Raw genomic sequence first — 18,405 nt, forward strand, 5'->3', positions numbered from 1 at the left:
TTTTTAGATGCGATCGGCGTTCCTGGATACTTGGCAGCAATGGCATTAAAAGCAGTCGCATGATTACGCCAGCTTTCAGCCGAACATTGAATGATCACCCGCCACATGCGTTAATATCCCCTTGATTCAAACCGACAAGACTGACACTTGTTGGGGATGTGGTGGGCTTCGCCCACCACATCCCCAACAGGCTCTCGATACCTCAAACGTGCGTCCCTGCTGACATCCCTAAAACATTGCCACACTGTGATACGGAGAGTTGATCATGCATATCTGTCAACGATACCAACGATCAACTCTGCGTACAGGCTCTAGGCGCTATGCAAACGTTTGCGCGTCCGCGATCCTTCTGGAATTGTTTTTTTGCTGCGGCTGGGGGCAGCATAGGTCTGAGAACTTGCCCGACCACTCCGCTGTTGACCAGACCGCCGCCGACTCGATGGTGCCGCCCCAGTTTGGATAGGCGAGGTTGGCTCGTAGCCAGGAATCACAGTTTTGTCGAGGGTTTGTTTGAGCAAGCGTTCAATGCCTTTTAACAATGGATACTCATCGCCACAGACCAGAGAAACGGCTCGTCCTTCGTTGCCTGCCCGACCAGTCCGCCCAATCCGATGGATGTAGTCTTCCGGCACATCTGGCAATTCAAAGTTAACCACATGCGGCAAATGGTCAATATCCAGACCGCGTGAAGCCACATCAGTGGCTACCAATACGCGCACTTTTCCTTGTTTAAAGTCATTCAGGGCACGGGTACGAGCAGCCTGGCTTTTGTTGCCATGAATCGCACTGGTTTTCAACCCATCTTTTGCCAGTTGTTCGGCAAGACGGTTGGCACCTTGCTTGGTGCGGGTAAAGACCAACACCTGTTGCCAGTTGTGAAACCCAATCATATACGAGAGCAACTCTCGTTTGCGATCGCGATCCACGGGGTGGACAATCTGTTCTACCTGTTCCGCTGCCGTATTGCGGGCTGCAACTTCGATCAACGTCGGAGAATTGAGCAGGGTATTGGCAAGCTGTTGGATCGGCTTAGAAAAGGTAGCCGAAAACATTAACGTTTGCCGAGCGGCAGGTAACTTGGCTGAAATCTTGCGGATATCGTGGATGAACCCCATGTCTAACATGCGATCGCATTCATCCAGCACCAAAATTTCGACTTGAGACAGATCCAGTGTTTTTTGTCCCAAGTGGTCGAGCAAGCGACCCGGCGTTGCCACCACAATATCGACTCCCCGACGCAGAGCTTGAATTTGCGGCACAATACCCACACCGCCATAGACCACTGTTGCGCGCAGAGGTAAGTACTTACCGTAGGTCTTAACACTTTCGCTAACCTGGGCTGCCAGTTCGCGAGTAGGCGTGAGAATCAGGGCGCGAGGAGTGCGATGAATTTTGGTCGGCGTTGTACTGCTGAGACGATGGAGCAACGGCAACGTGAAGCCAGCCGTTTTCCCTGTTCCTGTTTGCGCGCTAGCAAATACATCATTCCCCTTTAGAATCGCGGGGATCGCCTGGAGTTGAATGGGTGTTGGTTCGGTATAACCCTGTTCAGAAACAGCACGAAGCAGGTCGGTCGAAAGACCGAGGGTTGAAAATGTCATGAATTAAGATTGCTCCTAGTGGTGCCCCTACCCCAAATCAAATCTTGGGACCAGTCTAAGAGCAAGAAATGTGTAGTTGAGTTGGATGACTCGCGCAAGCGAATTTCCAGATGCCAGTAACAGACCGGAATGCATTGGCAAAGACTTATCCTAGCAGAAATTGTTACAAAGCATCCATAGCAATCGTAAACTCAGTTGTGAAAGCGCCCGCCCTTCGGGCGGGCGCTTTCACAACTGATCACTTTCACGAATCAAATAGGATCGCTATTATGATGTTTCAAGCAATGTGAGAAATTCAAGCATTTTCCAAATATTGTAGGAAGTAAATATTCAGTTTTCCTCAATGGTTTCTAACCACGTAGGACTTAACGTGCCTGGTTGACTGGCAAAATTTTATATTTTAGATTGAGCTGAAGCAAACTTATGAAGCTCAACATTTTTGTGTGGAACCAAAGATGGATGCTAATCAAAGAATCGATTATCTTTACAAAGAATATATTCGAATCGATGAAAAGATTGAGGAACACATCAAAGGTTGTTTTGAAGATTTTAAGCTTTTAGGAGCCGCTAGTGCATCCATAATTTTTTGGCAGCCAGTTGCAGATCTAATTGCTTCAGTTAATTCTCAAATTAATGATAAAGGATTTCTTTTATTTTTAGGTTTTCTAAGTTTACTTCTAGTTTTTGTATTGATTGGCTACCGGATTTTAATTAGAGTTGCCTTCATCCTTTCTATGTCTTCCAATCTTTTAAATTATGAAAGAGACATCAGGAAAGAACTTAATGAAACAGAAGACTCACAAATCTTTGGATTAATTCACGAAAGAGATACAGTAAAGTTTTCTCAAGCCTATCGTTTAACCTATAAAACTACTTTCATCATTCTTTCAATTGCAACAATTCTTATACCCTTCGCAATCCTGTATTTTTCCAACGATTTTCCCTACTCAAAAATTTATTCGGGTATCTATTTGTTGCTATCATTACTAGCTTTTTTCAGTTACATTCGAGCAACTAACAAACTAACCAAGCTTTTCTTCAACAACTTTAGATTCTTTTAGATTCATCGCCTGTAACCGTGATTTTATCAACAGGTTCTGTACAAAGCTTGCCAAACATCCGTTGTTCCAAAAACTTAGATAAAGGCACTATAAACGGTAGACATAAATTGATGGCGATTAGCCGAATCAGATGCCCTGTTGTGACAATTTCAACATCATGATTGAGGGACAATGCAATCCAAATCATCTCTGGCGATCCACCGGGAGCCGTGACTAGCAAACAGGTCAACCAATCCCAATGGGTTACCAACATCGCTATTCCAGCTAATGCGATCGCAATCAAACAGGTCAGGATTACAGGAATCAAAGAAAAGGCAACGGTTGATTTTTTTAATTTTGGATTAATTCCCCAATACTCACCAATGGTAATGCCCAATAATACTTGCCCAATCAAGTTAAGAATCGGCGGCAAGCTAAAGGCGACCGGAAGTGAGATAGGCAGAAGATAAAGTATTTTATTAAATGCAACGCCAACGATAATGGAACAAAATAAAGCGGCAACAGGAATTTTCAGGTGAGTCCCCAGCTGAACAACAACCCCTGCCAACATCAACACAAAACACAGCAACAGATCATAGGTAATGTCGGTAAAAATAGAGCTATTGGTTAAAGTCGCCAGCATTGCCCCAATGTCATGAGAGCTGGAAACTTGAGCAAACATGGGAATCAGAAACGTGACCGTTGTAAATCGCATCAGCTGAACCAACGCCACCAACGCCGGATTTTTGCCATAGTCTGCGGCAATGCTTGCCATTACCCCAATATTGCCGGGAACTGTAGCGAGTAACCCAGTCAGCAAATCAGTATGAATGAGACGGGAATAGAGATATCCAACCGCTCCACTGGCACACAGCAAACACAGGGTCAGTCCTGCAAACACAGGCAATTGGGTCGTTAGCTCAGCCAGATTGCTATTTTGAATCGAGAAACCAACCGTTAACCCAATCAGAATTTGTCCAATTTTTCTAGAATTGCAATTTGGTTGGGCAACGTCAGTGTAGAAAGAATGGTAACTGTAAAAAACTACTGCTCCGGCAACAATGCCCCCTAAAATCCAGGCTCCCCCATCTGCACCCAACCAGAGCAACAATAGACCGATCAAAAAAGCCAGCAGTAGTTCTAGCGAAACGAGCAAATAGGAAACAAAATATTTACTATTAACCCTGGGGTTTGACAGAGTTGTCTCTATCACAATGAACTCCAGAAAGAATTTTTAAAAATCAGAGGCAAAATCTCAGGCTTCTACACCTTATCAATTTTTAACAAACCTCAAACATTATTATCTAAAATTGCGGGTGGGTTTCATCACAATTCTTCTGGGTCTCAAGATTGATCTAGAAAAGCGGGGGTCAGTTAAATAGGGGCAGAAGTCGATAGGTTTCGTTTTCCAGCACAATAAAAACTCCTAGCCCAATCAAGACGAATGGGGCGATCGCGTGACCATAGCGCGTCAGCAGACGGCTCACCAACGGATGTTGAGCCAATTGAGCTGCCACATGGCACCAAACCCCAATCAATCCAAAGAAGACAACCAAAATTACACCCAGGCTTACCAGATCCGAACTGGCAAATAGGGGCACATAGATGCCAATATTGTCTCCTCCATTGGCAACCGTAACGCCTGCCACCTGGTAAGTTTGGGGCGCAATCAGCTTTGTCAGGCTGGAGAGGATCGGCAGTTTCTTGCTTAGCTCAGTTCCCTCATCCGATAAGGTCTGCACCTCGTCATCGTCCTGGGTGTGATGCAGCAGTTGGCTGATGCCAATCCCAACCGGAACAAGCCCTAACAACCCAATCCAGGCTTTAGGAATAAGCAACCCACCCAAAAAACCAGGAAGGCTGGCAAGTACCAACACACTAAACCCAAGATATTGCCCCAGGAAGATGTGTCGGGGTCTGAAGGTGGAACTCGTTTGGGCAAAAAACAGCATCAAGATGATGATGTCGTCAATGTTAGTTGCTGCAAAAGAGGTTGCGCCAGCGATCGCCGCACTAATTAACTTCATCATATCTATACACCCTCAAGTGATAACTTCAAGCAAATACAGGCAGTCCCCTACGAAGCGGGGATGTCAATGTTTTAAAGTAGAATTAGACTCTAATCATTCCGCATAACCTGATCTATTGACGAGTTAGGTTCATCTACAGCTTATTTGGCGAACCTTAGGAGCGAGTCGATATGGACAGCAACCATAAGCAACGGCATCAAAAAAATCCAACCGATAGCTCTGCCATTGGCGGACAGAGTCAAGCGAAGGTCTCCAATCATAGCTCGCGCACAACCAGTAGCTCACAGAGTCGAAATCCGAAAGCATCCAGTAGCAAATCTTCCGCTGAGAGTGCCGATGAAATTTTGGCACAGTTGCGAAATGGAAAGTTATTGATGGTCAATAGTCGGCGGCGCAATGGTTTGATTCTGTGCAAGCGATATCATGCTGAGTTTGCCGGCCCTGGAGCAGCAGTTGGCACATTTTTTGATGAAGATTGCCAGAAAGTCGTGCCGGTGGGCGATCTCTCTTTAATTTGTCCTGATTCTCACGAAGAAAGACAAAAAGCATATCTGATCCGCAGACAATGGATTCGCCTGACCCATCAATTTACGGAAAAATCAATCCCTATTCAACGTGCCCAGGCAATTTTGAACCAGTTTGAAACCTATTTTGATCAAGAGACGATCAACAAGGTTCCCGACGATTCGTTTGCGCTCTTGGTTGGGGTCTTGCCTCATACGGTGCAAATGGCACGGCGCACCGATCCGCCAGGGCAATTTAACGTCAAAGTTAAAGCTTAAACTCCTGGTTTAGTGGTAGCGCGGCGTCGCCGCGCCACCACTAAACCAGACGTTTATTCACAATGGTGGTGAATCCAGGTTTGCAGTCGAGCCAGAGTTCGGCTGTTTTCTTCGGGGGTGCCAATGGTAATGCGCAACCCTTCGCTAATTTTTCTGACTAACGTACCCTGCGATCGCAGCGATTGAAATAAGTCTTCTAAGGCGAGATCTACGGTCGTTTGCGTCAACGTCTGGGGATTCAGGCGCAGAAAAACAAAATTCGCGGCACTATCCCAAACGGTCAAGACCGGGTCAGACGCCAGGGACTGGATCAGGTGTTGACGTTCTGCCAATAGCGTGGGAATCAAGTCTAACAATAACGAACGATGGGTCAACGCCAGGTAAGCCGCCGCTTGAGAAAAACTAGATAAGTTGTAGGGCAGTCGAACTTTCTCTAGCGTGGCAATGAGTTCTGGATGGGCGATCGCATATCCCATGCGGTGGGCAGCTAACCGAAACGCCTTCGAAAACGTCCGTAACACAACCCAATTGGGATGCTGCTGCAATTCTCCTACCACCGTTGTTTGGCTGAATTCAAAATAGGCTTCATCGATTACCACTAGGATATGTTGGGGCAGACTGCGCAACCAGGTTAATTCAGCCGCTGTTAATGCATTTCCGGTGGGAGAGTTGGGATGTACCACAAACACCACCCGAATCGGCGGCTGTTGGGGCTGATCGATGGCAGCTTGAGCCGCTACCAGATCCATCTCAAAATTCTGCTCGGCACGCCCCACCCTCACAACCGGAATTCCCAGCGTCTCTGCGGTAATGCCATACATCGAGAAAGTCGGTTGAGCAACCAGAATCGCACCTTCTCCCCCCAGACACGTAGCAATCAGCAACGAGCGAATCAGTTCATCAGAACCACTGCTCACCGAAATTTGGTCAGCCTTAATGGATGCGGGTTCCAAGCCTGCCGACTCATTCACATAGTCAGCGATCGCCAGCTTGAGTCGCTCATGCCCCCCATCAGGATACCGATTGGATTCCAGATCTTGCTGAAACTGCCAGATCAGCTTTTGTTTCAGATCTGCTGGCAGATCCAATGGACTCTCGTTAGTATCCAGGCGATCGAGGATCACCTCCCCGGCAGATAAATCAACCGGGCTACCTGCGGCTCCTCCGGGATGCGGTTTATAAGAAACCAATTGGGCAAGATCTGAACGGAGGAAAGGCAGCATAAACAAGGCTCCTGCTGAGATGGAAGATAAAACCTGGGGATTTTGAGTCTATAACGCTTTGGGATCGATCACCATTGTATCGATCCGCCATGCAGAGCAAGACTCACCCGTACGCTCTATAGAGCTTGTATTGTCCTGTATTGCTTAATAGCGGGATGGATTCGAACGGGAAACCAAAGGTTTCCCGTTCGAATCCATCCCGCTATATTTCCTAGAATTCGACACGGGATAGATCCAATGTACAGAACTCTTGAATGGCATCCCAAATCTCGTCTAATACATTTCCGAGGGCATGATCGCTATCCAGTTCTATTAACGTGACCCAGGGGCGATCGCTGGCAAAGGTGCGACTGGCATCGATCGGCACCACCTCATCGCTTCGTCCATGCAAGATCAACGTGGGTACAGGACGGCGAATTTGGCGATCGTCATACTGCATGGCATCCGTCACAAAGTCATAGCTGAGCGGCATATCTTGCTTCATGCCGTAGTGATAAACCGACATAGATTGCTCTAACGCCCACCGCTGCATTTGCGCTTCTCCAAGTTTGGGCAACCAGTGTGCCAAAAATTGAAAGGCAGGAGCCAGTAGCACCGAACGATTTACCTGCATCTGCTGTTCGCCCAACCAGGCAGCCGTTAAGCCACCCAAACTAGACCCGATAACCGTCACTGGGGCTGGCTCAGCCGGAAATTCAGCCCGTGCCTGATGCAATTGGCGACTCAGGGTCAAATGAAAAAAGTCATTCTGGTTGAGATCTGGCGTATTCAGAGGAATCCCTACCTGACGAAAGCGATCGCCCAAAAACTGAGCTTTGGCAGACAGAGGGCTGGACGCAAATCCATGCAGGTAGAGATAAGATGCCATAGTTGAGGGTTCGGTAAGATTACAGGATCACAGAGCAGCAATCGCAAATGGGTGTTGAGAGGCGCACTCCGACGGAGTGCGCCTCTCAACACCTGCTTATCTACACCTTATTTTAGGGCTGCTATAGCAATCCTATTGGATTCGTGAAAATGAGCCGTTGTGAAAGCGCCCGCCCGAAGGGCGGGCGCTTTCACAACGGCTTTAGGATCGTTATATATAACAGCAGGTTGTTAGTTCGGCACGGTGTTGTGGGTCGCTCTGCGCCCCACAACACCGTTTCTGTACTGAATGAACTTGCACACCGCTATAGATTCAGGATGATGGATTCATGAATGTGTCATCCTTGGGGTAGGGGCACAACATACCCCATGGGAAACAGGCTCCGGTCGAACATCTTTGGATTACCCTGAGAGTTTGTCAGAGATCCTCCTAAATCCCCTAACCTTATTTCTGCGTTTTTCTATGTCTTCTCCCCTTGCGGATCAAGTCATTCTCATTACAGGCGCTTCTGTGGGCATTGGTGCAGCCCTGGCAGACCATCTGGCTCAATCCTATCCGGGTGTGCGATTGATTTTAACGGCTCGTCGGGCAGAGTTGTTAGAAGCGATCGCCCAACGCTGCCGCAACAAAGGCGCTGACGTTTTGGTCGTGCCGACGGATCTAACCCAGATTGACCAGGTCGAAGCCTTAGCCAACACAGCACTGGCACACTTTGGTCGGGTCGATGCTCTGGTGAATAATGCCGGATACGGGCAAATGGGACCGCTTGAGCTAATCCCCATGTCCGCTGTTTCTACCCAATTTGCCACGAACCTGATCGGACCTCTCAGCCTGACACGTTGCCTAATTCCAGCGATGCGAGATCAAGGAGGTGGACGCATTATCAATATCAGCTCCTTGGGAGGGCGACTGGCGTTTCCCTTTGGGGGCTTGTATAGCGCCACTAAGTTTGCTCTCGAAGGGCTGAGTGATACGCTGCGAATGGAATTAGCACCCTTTAATATTCGGGTTAGCGTGGTCGAACCGGGGCCCGTCGAAACTGAATTTATTGATGTCAGTCAACAGCGATTACAGCAAGCGATCGCCAATCCTGAAACAACGCCCTACCGCGCCGCATTTACCAAGTTTGCTGCCCTCGAAAAACAACTCAGCCAGCAAATGTGGAGTGCCGAACGGGTTGCCAAAGTTATCGTCAGAGCCTTGAGCGATCGCAACCCCCGCCCTCGCTACATTGCTGCCACTGGAGGCAATATCTTAGTTTTCTTGATGACCAAAGTCATGCCCACCTGGATGGTCGATCAATTCTGGCAACGATTTTATGGCATCGACCTCGTCGCCAAAGATTGGCAAGGTCGCCGGGGAAAATTGGGCAGTGTTGATTGAACCCTTGAAATTTAGTGTGGGTGCCGCGCGGCACCCACACTAAATTTTAAGGCTGGATGAAGCAATGCCACATGGGTTAAGAGAGGCGCACCCCGACGGGGTACGCCTCTCTCAACCCGCTTATCTGACCGATTATCTGGGTAGGAGAGCGCGGCTCCGCCGCGCTCTCCCACCAAAGTTGTGGTTTTTAATGTTGTAAGAATTCTTAGTGGTTAAATAAAGTCTGAGCTTGTAACGCTATCTCCTAAACCCCAACCTTGACCTTTTGTAGCGCATCGACCAGGTCTGGAGCTGAAGCATAGCGATCGTGAGGATCAAGATGAGTCAATGTATTCATGACGTCTACCAATTCAGGGCTGAGTCCTGAAATCGAGTCGGCATAGAAGCGATAGCCTGCCCCTCGATCGGCATAAAAGGCAATCGGATTTTGTCCCGTAATCAGGTAAGCAAATAAAGGAGCCAGGGCATATAGATCAACGGCAGGAGTTACATTGATCTCAAGATGTTCAGGGGCACTATACGCTTTTGAACCCACAGGCGTTTTTTCGCCCAAAACCACCGCCTTAATAGCACCAAACCCAATCAAAGAAATAGCATTTTGCACCGGCATCAGATTTTGCAAAATCAGGCTACTGGGTTTGATAGCACGATGCACCAGAGGTGGCTCAAAAGTGTGCAAATATTCGAGAATTTTACAAATTTCTACAATCCAGGCGATCGCCTGATCAATAGGAACCGGATCTTTTCCGGTGATGTGCTTGGCGAGGGTCTGACCGGGGATCAAATCCATCACGATATAGGACTGCTCTGCAACCGAAAAAAAATCCAGCAGATGGGGAATCTGAGGATGATTAATCTGTTGCAAAATTTCAGCCTCGCACTCTAGCGCAGCATTAGCCTGGAGATTGTGACTCCATTGCGAATTCAGCGTTTTGAGAACCAGCGTTCGGTCTTCTTTCCAAGCAAGGTAAGTAATACCGATCTCACCTTGCCCCAGCACCCGAATCACCTTGTAATCCTTCACGGTTTGCAAAACCTGCATCGGCTCGCCACAGTCAGGGCAAAACAAGGCGTCAGTACGCTTATGGATACATCCCGGCGGAGTCGGAACCAAGACATGATCGGACGTAGAGACCATGTCGTTGGCAGATCCATTAAAACCCGATGCATTACCAAACCCCGACGGAGGTGACAACGCAGTCACCGCATCAGGAGCCAGTTGCAAATGGGGTGGAACAGGAATCGTACCCGTTTTCAAGAGTTGTTTTCCGGCATTCCCCTCAGGCTCAATGACATCTTCCCCATTCGGAGATTGGTCATTAATTTCAGTTGAAATGGTTGGATAATCTAGTCGTTGTTGACTAACAGTGCGTTCTTCTTCGGTTGTTTTGGGTAAGTCTTTCAGTGCTTCCGTACCAATACGAATCTGAATATTCGGACCTGACCGAGCCAAGCGAATTATCGCGCCATCTGTAATCGAGACTTGCGTAATGCGTTTGCCATCCAGATAGGTTCCGTTTGTACCCAAATTCACAACTTCCCAACTATTACCAACCCGGCGTAACTCAACATGGTGACGAGAAACCACCGCACTGTAGAGAATGACCTGATTATCTGTTGAACGACCAATGCGAATTGTGGACTCGTTATCAAAAGTCCAAACTTGAACCGGGATCTGCTTAATTGGATGTAAGAGGGACAGTGTAATCACACCAGAGCTGTGGAATTTTATATCTAACTAAATGAATGCTCAATAGAAACGTTTTGTATGACCAAAACTTCTCTATCATCCTATGCTGCTTTGCTGAAATCTGCGTTGACCACTTTCTCATCAACCGTTAATTATTTTGTCCATTAACTCACAAGAAGCCGTCATAAAGTTACGAAAGTTGAAATAAAAACGTGACTTTATCACCTTTTCCTAGAGCAATGCGATCGCCGGGTCGAAGACGATGCCGATTTCCCATTGGCAGAGGAATATTATTAATATAAGTGCCATTAGAACTACCGACATCTTCGATGTAATAAATATCGCCTTCTAGTCGAATATCTGCATGGATACGAGAAACGATTTCTGAGTTAGGAAAACCAGAAACATCAATATCGGGGGGAATCCGATCATTTTGCTTACCAATATGGATGACGGTCAAGTGCAACGGCAACTCGATCGTCGTATTGGTTTGTAGATGCAGCAGTCGGGCAGATTGAACCTGAAGCTGTGTCTTGGAAGGTTCTGAGAGATTTTCCGGAGGCGTCTGGGCGATCGCATTTGCCCCTATAGCGGCAGACGAAGCGATCGCCTCATCAAGCTGCACCACTGCCGGAGTTTCGGCAGGCGGCGGGGGTGGCGGTGGCAAATCTGGGGCAGCAGCACCCGTGGATAGCTCAGGGATCTGAACGTTAGCCACTAACGGTTCTGGAGCAACCAGAGGATCGGGTGGCTCCAAATCGGGAATATCGAAATCTGGCGCAATTGTTGCAGCCGACGCAGATGGTGTCGCCCCTGCGACTTGCGCGTTCCGTAGGTTAAACCCACATTGACCGCAAAAGCTAGCATCAGACTGAACAGGTGCGTTGCAACTTGGACAATTCATCATAGCAGGCAGTGGTGTGTAACAGGCTTCACACTGAACTGCTCCATCTGGGTTTTGATGATTGCAATTAGGACAGACAATCATAACGGGTTTTTTCCTTCTACCGTCATCATCATAGCCAATTAAAAATAGAGCTTCTCTATTAATCCTGCGAGTTTGTAGCTTTTTTTGCATTTCTACAACCCAGGATGCATCCAGCAGCAAAATGGCGCAGACCCAACTTTAAGGAAAGTTTGATCCTGCGGATTGATCCAGTAACCACCATAACTCACCTTGAGGACGGATCAAGCGAGCCGGGTAGGTTGTGTCATCTGCTGTAGACGAAAAAATTTGTGCCAGGGCAGGTTGCTTACTGGCACCTGCAACCAAAAACAAGACACAGCGAGCCTGGTTGATCAGGGGTGCTGAGAAAGTAATTCGGGGTTGTCCATCTTTGTCGCCAACCGTAACCAGGCGATCGCGCACGGATAAGGCAGCCGTATGGGGGAACAAAGACGCCGTGTGTCCATCGTCCCCAATTCCCAACAAAATTAGATCCAGCGTCGGGAAGGTGCCCGGAGCTGTCTGAAAAAAGGTCTGAAGTTGCTGTTGATGTTTCTCAGCCGCGATCGCCGGATCGGATTCATCCGTAGGCATGGGGTGAATATTAGTAGCCGGGATATCCACATGGTCTAACCACGCCCGACGCGCCATCCCTTCATTACTATCGGGATGAGTAGGCGGCACGTACCGTTCGTCTCCCCAAAAGACATGGATTTTATCCCAGGGTAAGGACTGGTGGGCGATCGCCTCATAGAGCGGTTTGGGCGTGCCCCCCCCTGCCAGGGCAATCGTAAATTGACCGCGTTGGGCGATCGCCTCTTGCGCTTTCTCTAAAACAAGTGTCAACGCTCGTTGCACCAACTGCTGCTGATCAGGCAAAACTTCGACGATTCTATTCATGCCGTGCTGATACGAATGGATAGGAATTACAGGTCTTAGGTTAACGGCTTTCGCTTTTGAGTGCAGTAACTCCTCTTATTTTCTTCAGGTATTCGTTCTGAGGTAGTGGTATTCACATAATGATTTTTTGTGTCGCGGGCGACGCCCGCGACACAAAAAATCATTACTTTTTTAGGACTACCCGTTCTGATACCAATCCAATATGAAACTGCAACTTTTTAAGAGGGGGTGTGGGGGTGAAACCCCCACGAAGCGGGCATTGCCCCCTTCACCCCCTTTCATTCAGCGCCTCTTCATATAAAAACGGTATGAATGGGCGGTGGCAGACTGCGTCTGCCACCGCCATGTCAACCCATTAACCACTGCCCAAATCTGCTGATCCGGACGAAACTAGCAGGGGCAACACACTAGATCTTCCCTGGAATCTGACCCTAAGATAGAGAGGATCATATTTTTGAAACGCTCACAGCGTGAGCGTTTCAAAAATATGATCCTTACGTTTGAAACACAATCGATGTGGATCAGGGGTGCCCTACCATCGTCCATGACACAGGGAGATCGGGCAGGCAGTGCTAAATCTTTACAAACCACGCAAACAAGCGATCGCCAAAGCCGTCAGTGTTTTGGAATCGTATGGCATTCAGGCAACAACACTGGCTCAACTCGTCACGCTGTTAGACGAACAGCCCGAACGGGAACTCTACCGCGCCAACCCTCGCTTGTTGGCAACCCATCTCCAACTCAGCGAGCGGGAAATGTTACAGATTTGGGTGATGGGTTTGAAAGAGGGAATTTTCACCCTCAATTGGGAAATCCAGTGTCCGGCGTGCCAGGGCATTGACTTTCGCCCCAAACATCTCCAGGATCTGCGCACCTTACATACCTGCCCTGCCTGTCATCACATCCACACAACCGATGCCGATGAACAGGTACGAGTGACCTTAAGCATTGACGAACGCCTGAGAAAATTGGGCACAGAAGCAGATGATCCAGAGTTTCGCCTTCGCATGGATCGACGATATGGCGTTGTCTCCGGGCATCGCATGCTGACGTTACAAACGTTTCGAGATCTCTTTCCCCGCGAGACCCTGCTCCCCAGTGAAACTCTATTGATCCGGCGAGCTGTCATCTTATTTACCGATCTCACAGGCTCTACCGCACTCTACACAAGACGCGGAGATACCAGAGCCTATGACCTGGTGCGCAAACATTTTGATCTGCTGTTTGAAATTGTTGATCGCCACAACGGCGTGGTGATTAAAACGATTGGTGATGCGGTGATGGGAGCCTTTACCGACCCAACCGATGCCCTGAGAGCGGCGATCGCCATGCATCAGCAAATGAAACATTTCAATCACCAGCTTGCGCTGCCAGATGAAGATTATCTCACGCTTAAAATTGGGCTTGATGCCGGTCCCTGCATCAGCGTTACCCTTAATGATCGTCCCGACTACTTTGGCACAACGGTGAATACAGCTGCCCGCATTCAATCGACCAGTACGGGCAACAACATTGCCATCACCGATGCGCTGGTCACAGACTCTGCAACGCTAGCAGAACTTAAAGGTTCATCCTGGCAGCGGCGCGAATTGTTGTTAAAAGGAATGGGTGCGCCTATCACCGTTCACTACATCTGCCCGCGTTTATAGTGCTTCGCGACCGGATGGATGACGGTTGTCTTGAGAGATCGGCGGCTGCGCCGATCTGTTAATAAGAATTGGGCTTTACTCAATCTCCAATCCTGATCTTCCTCAAGATCGTGAATGCCTGATCCAGTTCCGACTGCAAATTTCAACCCGTTTGCGGGAAACCTGAACAATAATCATTGCCGGGTAGCTCCCAAAAAGTCGTTGATTTTTAGTGGCACAGGCGATGCCTGCACCCCTAAAAACCTGACATAAAAGCTACTCCTTAGGCGATTTCTAGAAAAGGTCATCCCAGCAAATCGTAGGGGCGAAGCACTCGGACACCGATTTTCGCCAGTGACCAAAGGCTATCTAACAAATGCTTTGCCCTTACACGGGTAACATCTTTTTCAGAAATCTCTTTATTTAAGGAATGGGTCTATCCCAGCAGGTTTAACCCGATTCCCTTCTCTACACCCTGTATAGTCTGAAATTGGGCACTTTTCACCGTGCATCTCACGTTTCGTAGCATCTATAGCAATTAGTTATGACAGTGGGGGTGTGGGGGCGCAGCCCTCAGCCAGGGGTTCCACCCCTGCACCCCGTTCAACCAGCCTCTCGGCTGCTATACCAGAGCGCCTAACCTCAGCAACCCAACGTTATGACGGTGGGGATGTGGGGGCGCAGCCCCCAGCCAGGGGTTCCACCCCTGCACCCCGTTCAACCAGCCTCTCGGCTGCTCCAGAGCGTCTAACCTCAGCGACCCAAGACTATAACGATGGGGGTGTGGGGGCGCAGCCCCCAGCCAGGGGTTCCACCCCTGCACCCCGTTCAACCAGCCTCTCGGCTGCTATACCAGAGTGCCTAACCTCAGCGACCTAACATTACTTGTTTAAGGCTTTAAGAATCGATCCCCAGGTATTAAGCTTTGGTCTTGATCAAGCCGTCAGATATCGAGATAGTGTTTAATTGAGCCGTAGACTCAACCACTCGTGGAATGTTCCAGAATGGACTTCAATCTACACTTGACTTTGAAGTGGACGACAATATCATCATGAGTTCAAAAGCACCCAGTAACCGCCAAATCGCCCCCCTGACTGCCCGATCCCTCAAGATAGTGGGCATCATCATTATCCTCGCTGCTTTACTAGATATCTTTGTACTGCCGATTCCCTATCAACCGATTGATCGACAGTGGCAAATTAGCTTTGTAACTCAGGTTGTAGACCGGGGGATCGTCCCGCTGGTAGGTTTGTCACTTCTGCTGATTAGCTCCTGGATCGAAAGTCTTGCGGGGATGGCAAGCAGACGACCCATCTGGCAAGACCTCAGATTTTGGGCATTGTTGCTAGCGTGTTTGTTGGGATTGTTCCATATCCTTGCCATTCCGCTACATATCAATAATGTGCGTGTGGTCGGCAATGAATCGTTACAAAAGATTGAACAAGAAGCCACTCAAGCCGAATCGCAGCTGGGAACTCGGCTTAGTCAAGAAGTTGGGCAACAACGCGACCAGATTAACCAACTCTTGTCTAACGAAGATTTACTCAACCAGGCCCTGCAAAGCGGTCAAGTCAGTCAAGAACAAGCTCAACTCTTGCAGCAATTTAAACAAGATCCTCAAGCCCTGGACAAATTTGTTCAAGAGCGTGTTAATCAGCTAAAAACCCAACTTGAAACTGAAATTGGTGTTCGCCGCGAGCAAGCCCAACGCTCAACCAAAATGGAAACGTTGAAATCGAGCGTGCGCGTCGGAATTGGTAGCTTTTTGCTCGCCATTGCATATATTTTCTTGGGTTGGACAGGATTGCGCAACCTTGGAAAAATGCAATAACGCCTAGCTGCATAGGGTTACAGGACATGGTTTTGGGTGTATAAGCTAAACGTTTCGCAGCCCCTGTTACGGCGATCGCATCTTTTGCTATAGAGCATCTTCCAACAGATTTTGTTATCTGAATTGTGTCTCAACATTACGGTCTGACATGTTCTCAATCTACATCCTCACCCACAACGAAGAGATTGATATTGCCGCCTGTATCGAATCTGCGTTGCTCTCCGATGATGTCATTCTGATCGATTCGTTTAGCAGCGATCGCACAATCGAGATTGCCCAACACTATCCTGTACGCATTGAGCAGCATAAGTTTGAGAGCCACGGACGACAACGGACCTGGATGCTAGAGTCTGTGCCACCCAGGCATGAATGGGTGTACATTCTGGAAGCCGATGAACGGATGACGCCAGACCTGTTTCAAGAATGCCTGCAAGCCATTCAAACCAACGACTACGTCGGCTATTATGCGGCTGAACGGGTCATGTTCATGGGGCATTGGATTCGGCACAGCACTCAATATCCCCGCTACCAACTGCGCTTATTGCGCCACGGCAAAGTCTGGTTTTCAGACTATGGGCACACCGAACGAGAAGTCTATGAGGGTGAAACCGGATTTCTCAAAGAAACTTATCCTCACTACACCTGTAGCAAGGGTATGAGCCGCTGGATCGAAAAACACAATCGCTATTCCAGCGACGAAGCGCTAGAAACGATCAAACAACTGAAGGAAGGGAAGGTCATTTGGCGAGATCTGTTCTTCGGTGCCTCTGAAGTAGACCGGCGTCGTGCCCTCAAAGACTTGTCATTGCGATTGCCCTTTCGTCCCTTGATTCGCTTCCTCTACATGTATTTTATTTTGGGGGGAATTTTGGATGGGCGGGCAGGCTTTACCTGGTGCCTCTTACAGACGTTTTATGAATATCTAATTCTGCTGAAAGTTTGGGAAATTCAGCATATGCCCGTACCAACCCCCCAAATGCCTGACCTGACTAGCCCCACCGTCGAAGCCGTCGAGGTAAACCGTGAGCAGGGCAGTCACGCTGCCGAAGTGCAAAGCAGATAAAACGCTCTACCTGCAAAGAATATAAGAATTCTGGTTCTTAGCGAGTCACGACATACAGCCTTCGCGCCTGCATAGATGATGGATGTTGAGGGAGCCGCGCAGAGCGCGGCTCCCTCAACACCTTTTACGTCACACCCTTGAGAATTGCTATAAAGACCTGATCTGGTGCCAGATTGGGTCATTTATTTTTGGGCGTTGCTGATTTGGGCGATGAAATTTAGTGTGAGTGCCGCACTGAGTGCGGCACTCACACTGCACACGCTATAGTGATTGGCTCTAAATTTCTGTTTCAATCGGTGTAAAATTTTCGGCTCGAAAACTGGAACATGCTAGAAATCAAGTGATGTATAGCAGTAGCGCTTGTCAACTCGTGTAATGAACCATGAATCACCTCACACTAGAATGGGTCGAAAGTGGACAGGTTAAAACGGTAACGATCGCACCTGGCAGCACTCGGTTAGGGCGTGATCCCGGTCGTTGTGATGTACTGCTTACGCATCCCACGGTTTCAGGGTTGCATGTGGAAATCTTTTTCGATCCGCAACAGCAACAGTTCTGCTTAAAAAATTTACGCAGCAGCAACCCCGCTGTTATCCATCGCAAAAAGCTCATCGATGGCGTCGCTCTACTTCAGCAGGGTACCAGTTTTTATTTGGGACAGGTCGAAGTGAAAGTGGTGGCGATCGCCCCGTCCGTTCCACCCACGGTGATTGCCCCTTCGCCAGCGATCGCCACGCCAGCGACTATTCCGCCCACCGCTCGACCCGCTGCATCCCCAGCCGAGCAGACCTATGGATTGCGGTGCCCAAAATGTAACCAGGTTTCGTCTTATGAGCGATTAAAATCCGGTTGTCCCTGGTGTGGTACATCCCTGGCAGCTGCCGAAAGCGTCCTGATGCTATCTGAGTAGCATGAGGTTTGATCTGAAGCTCCTGCGCCACCCGCTGCGCCAGTGGCGCAGGGGTTTGTATCTAGTTTTTAATGAGGGTGAGATACCAAACAACTCACCATAAGGGCGCTGGGGGGCAAGAGCGATGCAAATTCAGCTCAGTTGGGACGATCCGGTGACTGGAGAGAGGCGATCGCCTATTTTAGCCACTCCCATTGCCTTGGGACGAGAATTTGCCCGGATGCCCGCCACGATCGATGGCGACAGAGTCTCACGAGTCGTTTTAGACAGTGGTCAAGTCTCACGGTTCCATGCCCTGGTTCAAACGGAAGGCAGTGGATTGGTGGTGATGGATCAAAACAGTCGTAACGGCACCCTGGTCAATGGCGTTCGGCAGGGTCGCAGTTTTCTGAGCAATGGCGATACCGTGCAAATCGGACCCTACGAGATCACTATCCGTCTCTCCGTCCTGGAGTTTAGACTAAACACAGCAGAAATAGCCCAATCCTTGATCTGGATTGAGCGAGGCAA

16 protein-coding genes are annotated in these 18,405 nt (G+C 48.8%); 8 read left to right on the forward strand and 8 right to left on the reverse strand.

What is annotated here, in order from left to right:
- Nucleotides 1-311: 311 nt before the first annotated feature.
- Complete coding sequence (locus tag ACR6Z4_RS30680) at nt 312-1,601, reverse strand: DEAD/DEAH box helicase (protein ID WP_479721156.1); 1,290 nt, start codon at nt 1,599-1,601, stop codon at nt 312-314.
- Nucleotides 1,602-2,056: 455 nt separating this feature from the next.
- Between ACR6Z4_RS30680 and ACR6Z4_RS30685 the strand changes: the two genes are divergently transcribed.
- Complete coding sequence (locus tag ACR6Z4_RS30685) at nt 2,057-2,662, forward strand: hypothetical protein (protein WP_479721157.1); 606 nt, start codon at nt 2,057-2,059, stop codon at nt 2,660-2,662.
- Here the strand turns inward: ACR6Z4_RS30685 and ACR6Z4_RS30690 are convergent.
- Nucleotides 2,649-3,854, reverse strand: a complete 1,206-nt coding sequence (locus ACR6Z4_RS30690; protein ID WP_479721158.1) for an AbrB family transcriptional regulator — start codon at nt 3,852-3,854, stop codon at nt 2,649-2,651. The genes ACR6Z4_RS30685 and ACR6Z4_RS30690 overlap by 14 nt on opposite strands.
- Before the next feature lie 157 nt (nt 3,855-4,011).
- Nucleotides 4,012-4,671, reverse strand: coding sequence for a cadmium resistance transporter (locus ACR6Z4_RS30695; RefSeq protein WP_479721159.1), 660 nt, complete (start codon nt 4,669-4,671; stop codon nt 4,012-4,014).
- Between the two features lie 170 nt (nt 4,672-4,841).
- Here ACR6Z4_RS30695 and ACR6Z4_RS30700 point away from each other — a divergent pair, with 170 nt between their 5' ends.
- Complete coding sequence (locus ACR6Z4_RS30700) at nt 4,842-5,453, forward strand: hypothetical protein (protein ID WP_479721160.1); 612 nt, start codon at nt 4,842-4,844, stop codon at nt 5,451-5,453.
- A 53-nt stretch (nt 5,454-5,506) separates the two neighbouring features.
- Here the strand turns inward: ACR6Z4_RS30700 and ACR6Z4_RS30705 are convergent, their stop codons facing one another.
- On the reverse strand, nt 5,507-6,676 hold the full coding sequence (locus ACR6Z4_RS30705) for a histidinol-phosphate transaminase (RefSeq protein WP_479721161.1): 1,170 nt from the start codon (nt 6,674-6,676) through the stop codon (nt 5,507-5,509).
- Nucleotides 6,677-6,887: 211 nt separating this feature from the next.
- Entirely contained in the window at nt 6,888-7,544 is a 657-nt protein-coding gene (locus ACR6Z4_RS30710) for a YqiA/YcfP family alpha/beta fold hydrolase (protein WP_479721162.1), read from the reverse strand.
- 462 nt (nt 7,545-8,006) lie between these two features.
- On the opposite strand from ACR6Z4_RS30710, the gene ACR6Z4_RS30715 reads away from it, so the two are divergent.
- Complete coding sequence (locus ACR6Z4_RS30715; RefSeq protein WP_479721163.1) at nt 8,007-8,927, forward strand: SDR family oxidoreductase; 921 nt, start codon at nt 8,007-8,009, stop codon at nt 8,925-8,927.
- A gap of 244 nt (nt 8,928-9,171) precedes the next feature.
- Here the strand turns inward: ACR6Z4_RS30715 and ACR6Z4_RS30720 are convergent, their stop codons facing one another.
- The 3 genes from ACR6Z4_RS30720 to pgl form a co-directional block, all read right to left on the reverse strand.
- Nucleotides 9,172-10,638, reverse strand: a complete 1,467-nt coding sequence (locus ACR6Z4_RS30720; protein WP_479721164.1) for a protein kinase domain-containing protein — start codon at nt 10,636-10,638, stop codon at nt 9,172-9,174.
- 169 nt (nt 10,639-10,807) lie between these two features.
- Nucleotides 10,808-11,605, reverse strand: coding sequence for an FHA domain-containing protein (locus tag ACR6Z4_RS30725; protein WP_479721171.1), 798 nt, complete (start codon nt 11,603-11,605; stop codon nt 10,808-10,810).
- A 138-nt stretch (nt 11,606-11,743) separates the two neighbouring features.
- On the reverse strand, nt 11,744-12,463 hold the full coding sequence (gene pgl, locus ACR6Z4_RS30730; protein ID WP_479721165.1) for a 6-phosphogluconolactonase: 720 nt from the start codon (nt 12,461-12,463) through the stop codon (nt 11,744-11,746).
- Between the two features lie 569 nt (nt 12,464-13,032).
- Between pgl and ACR6Z4_RS30735 the strand changes: the two genes are divergently transcribed.
- The 5 genes from ACR6Z4_RS30735 to ACR6Z4_RS30755 form a co-directional block, all read left to right on the forward strand.
- Nucleotides 13,033-14,112: an adenylate/guanylate cyclase domain-containing protein gene (locus ACR6Z4_RS30735; RefSeq protein WP_479721166.1), complete on the forward strand. Its 1,080-nt coding sequence runs from the start codon at nt 13,033-13,035 to the stop codon at nt 14,110-14,112.
- A 1,030-nt stretch (nt 14,113-15,142) separates the two neighbouring features.
- Entirely contained in the window at nt 15,143-15,922 is a 780-nt protein-coding gene (hpsJ-B, locus tag ACR6Z4_RS30740) for a hormogonium polysaccharide biosynthesis protein HpsJ (protein ID WP_479721167.1), read from the forward strand.
- A 148-nt stretch (nt 15,923-16,070) separates the two neighbouring features.
- The gene (locus tag ACR6Z4_RS30745; RefSeq protein WP_479721168.1) at nt 16,071-16,985 is read left to right on the forward strand and encodes a glycosyltransferase family 2 protein; all 915 of its coding nucleotides are present in this window, start codon (nt 16,071-16,073) and stop codon (nt 16,983-16,985) included.
- 382 nt (nt 16,986-17,367) lie between these two features.
- Complete coding sequence (locus ACR6Z4_RS30750; protein WP_479721169.1) at nt 17,368-17,895, forward strand: FHA domain-containing protein; 528 nt, start codon at nt 17,368-17,370, stop codon at nt 17,893-17,895.
- A 124-nt stretch (nt 17,896-18,019) separates the two neighbouring features.
- Nucleotides 18,020-18,405 (forward strand): FHA domain-containing protein (locus tag ACR6Z4_RS30755; protein WP_479721170.1); only part of this gene is annotated, 386 nt, incomplete at its 3' end.

The organism is Calyptranema fuscum S582, assembly GCF_055793305.1.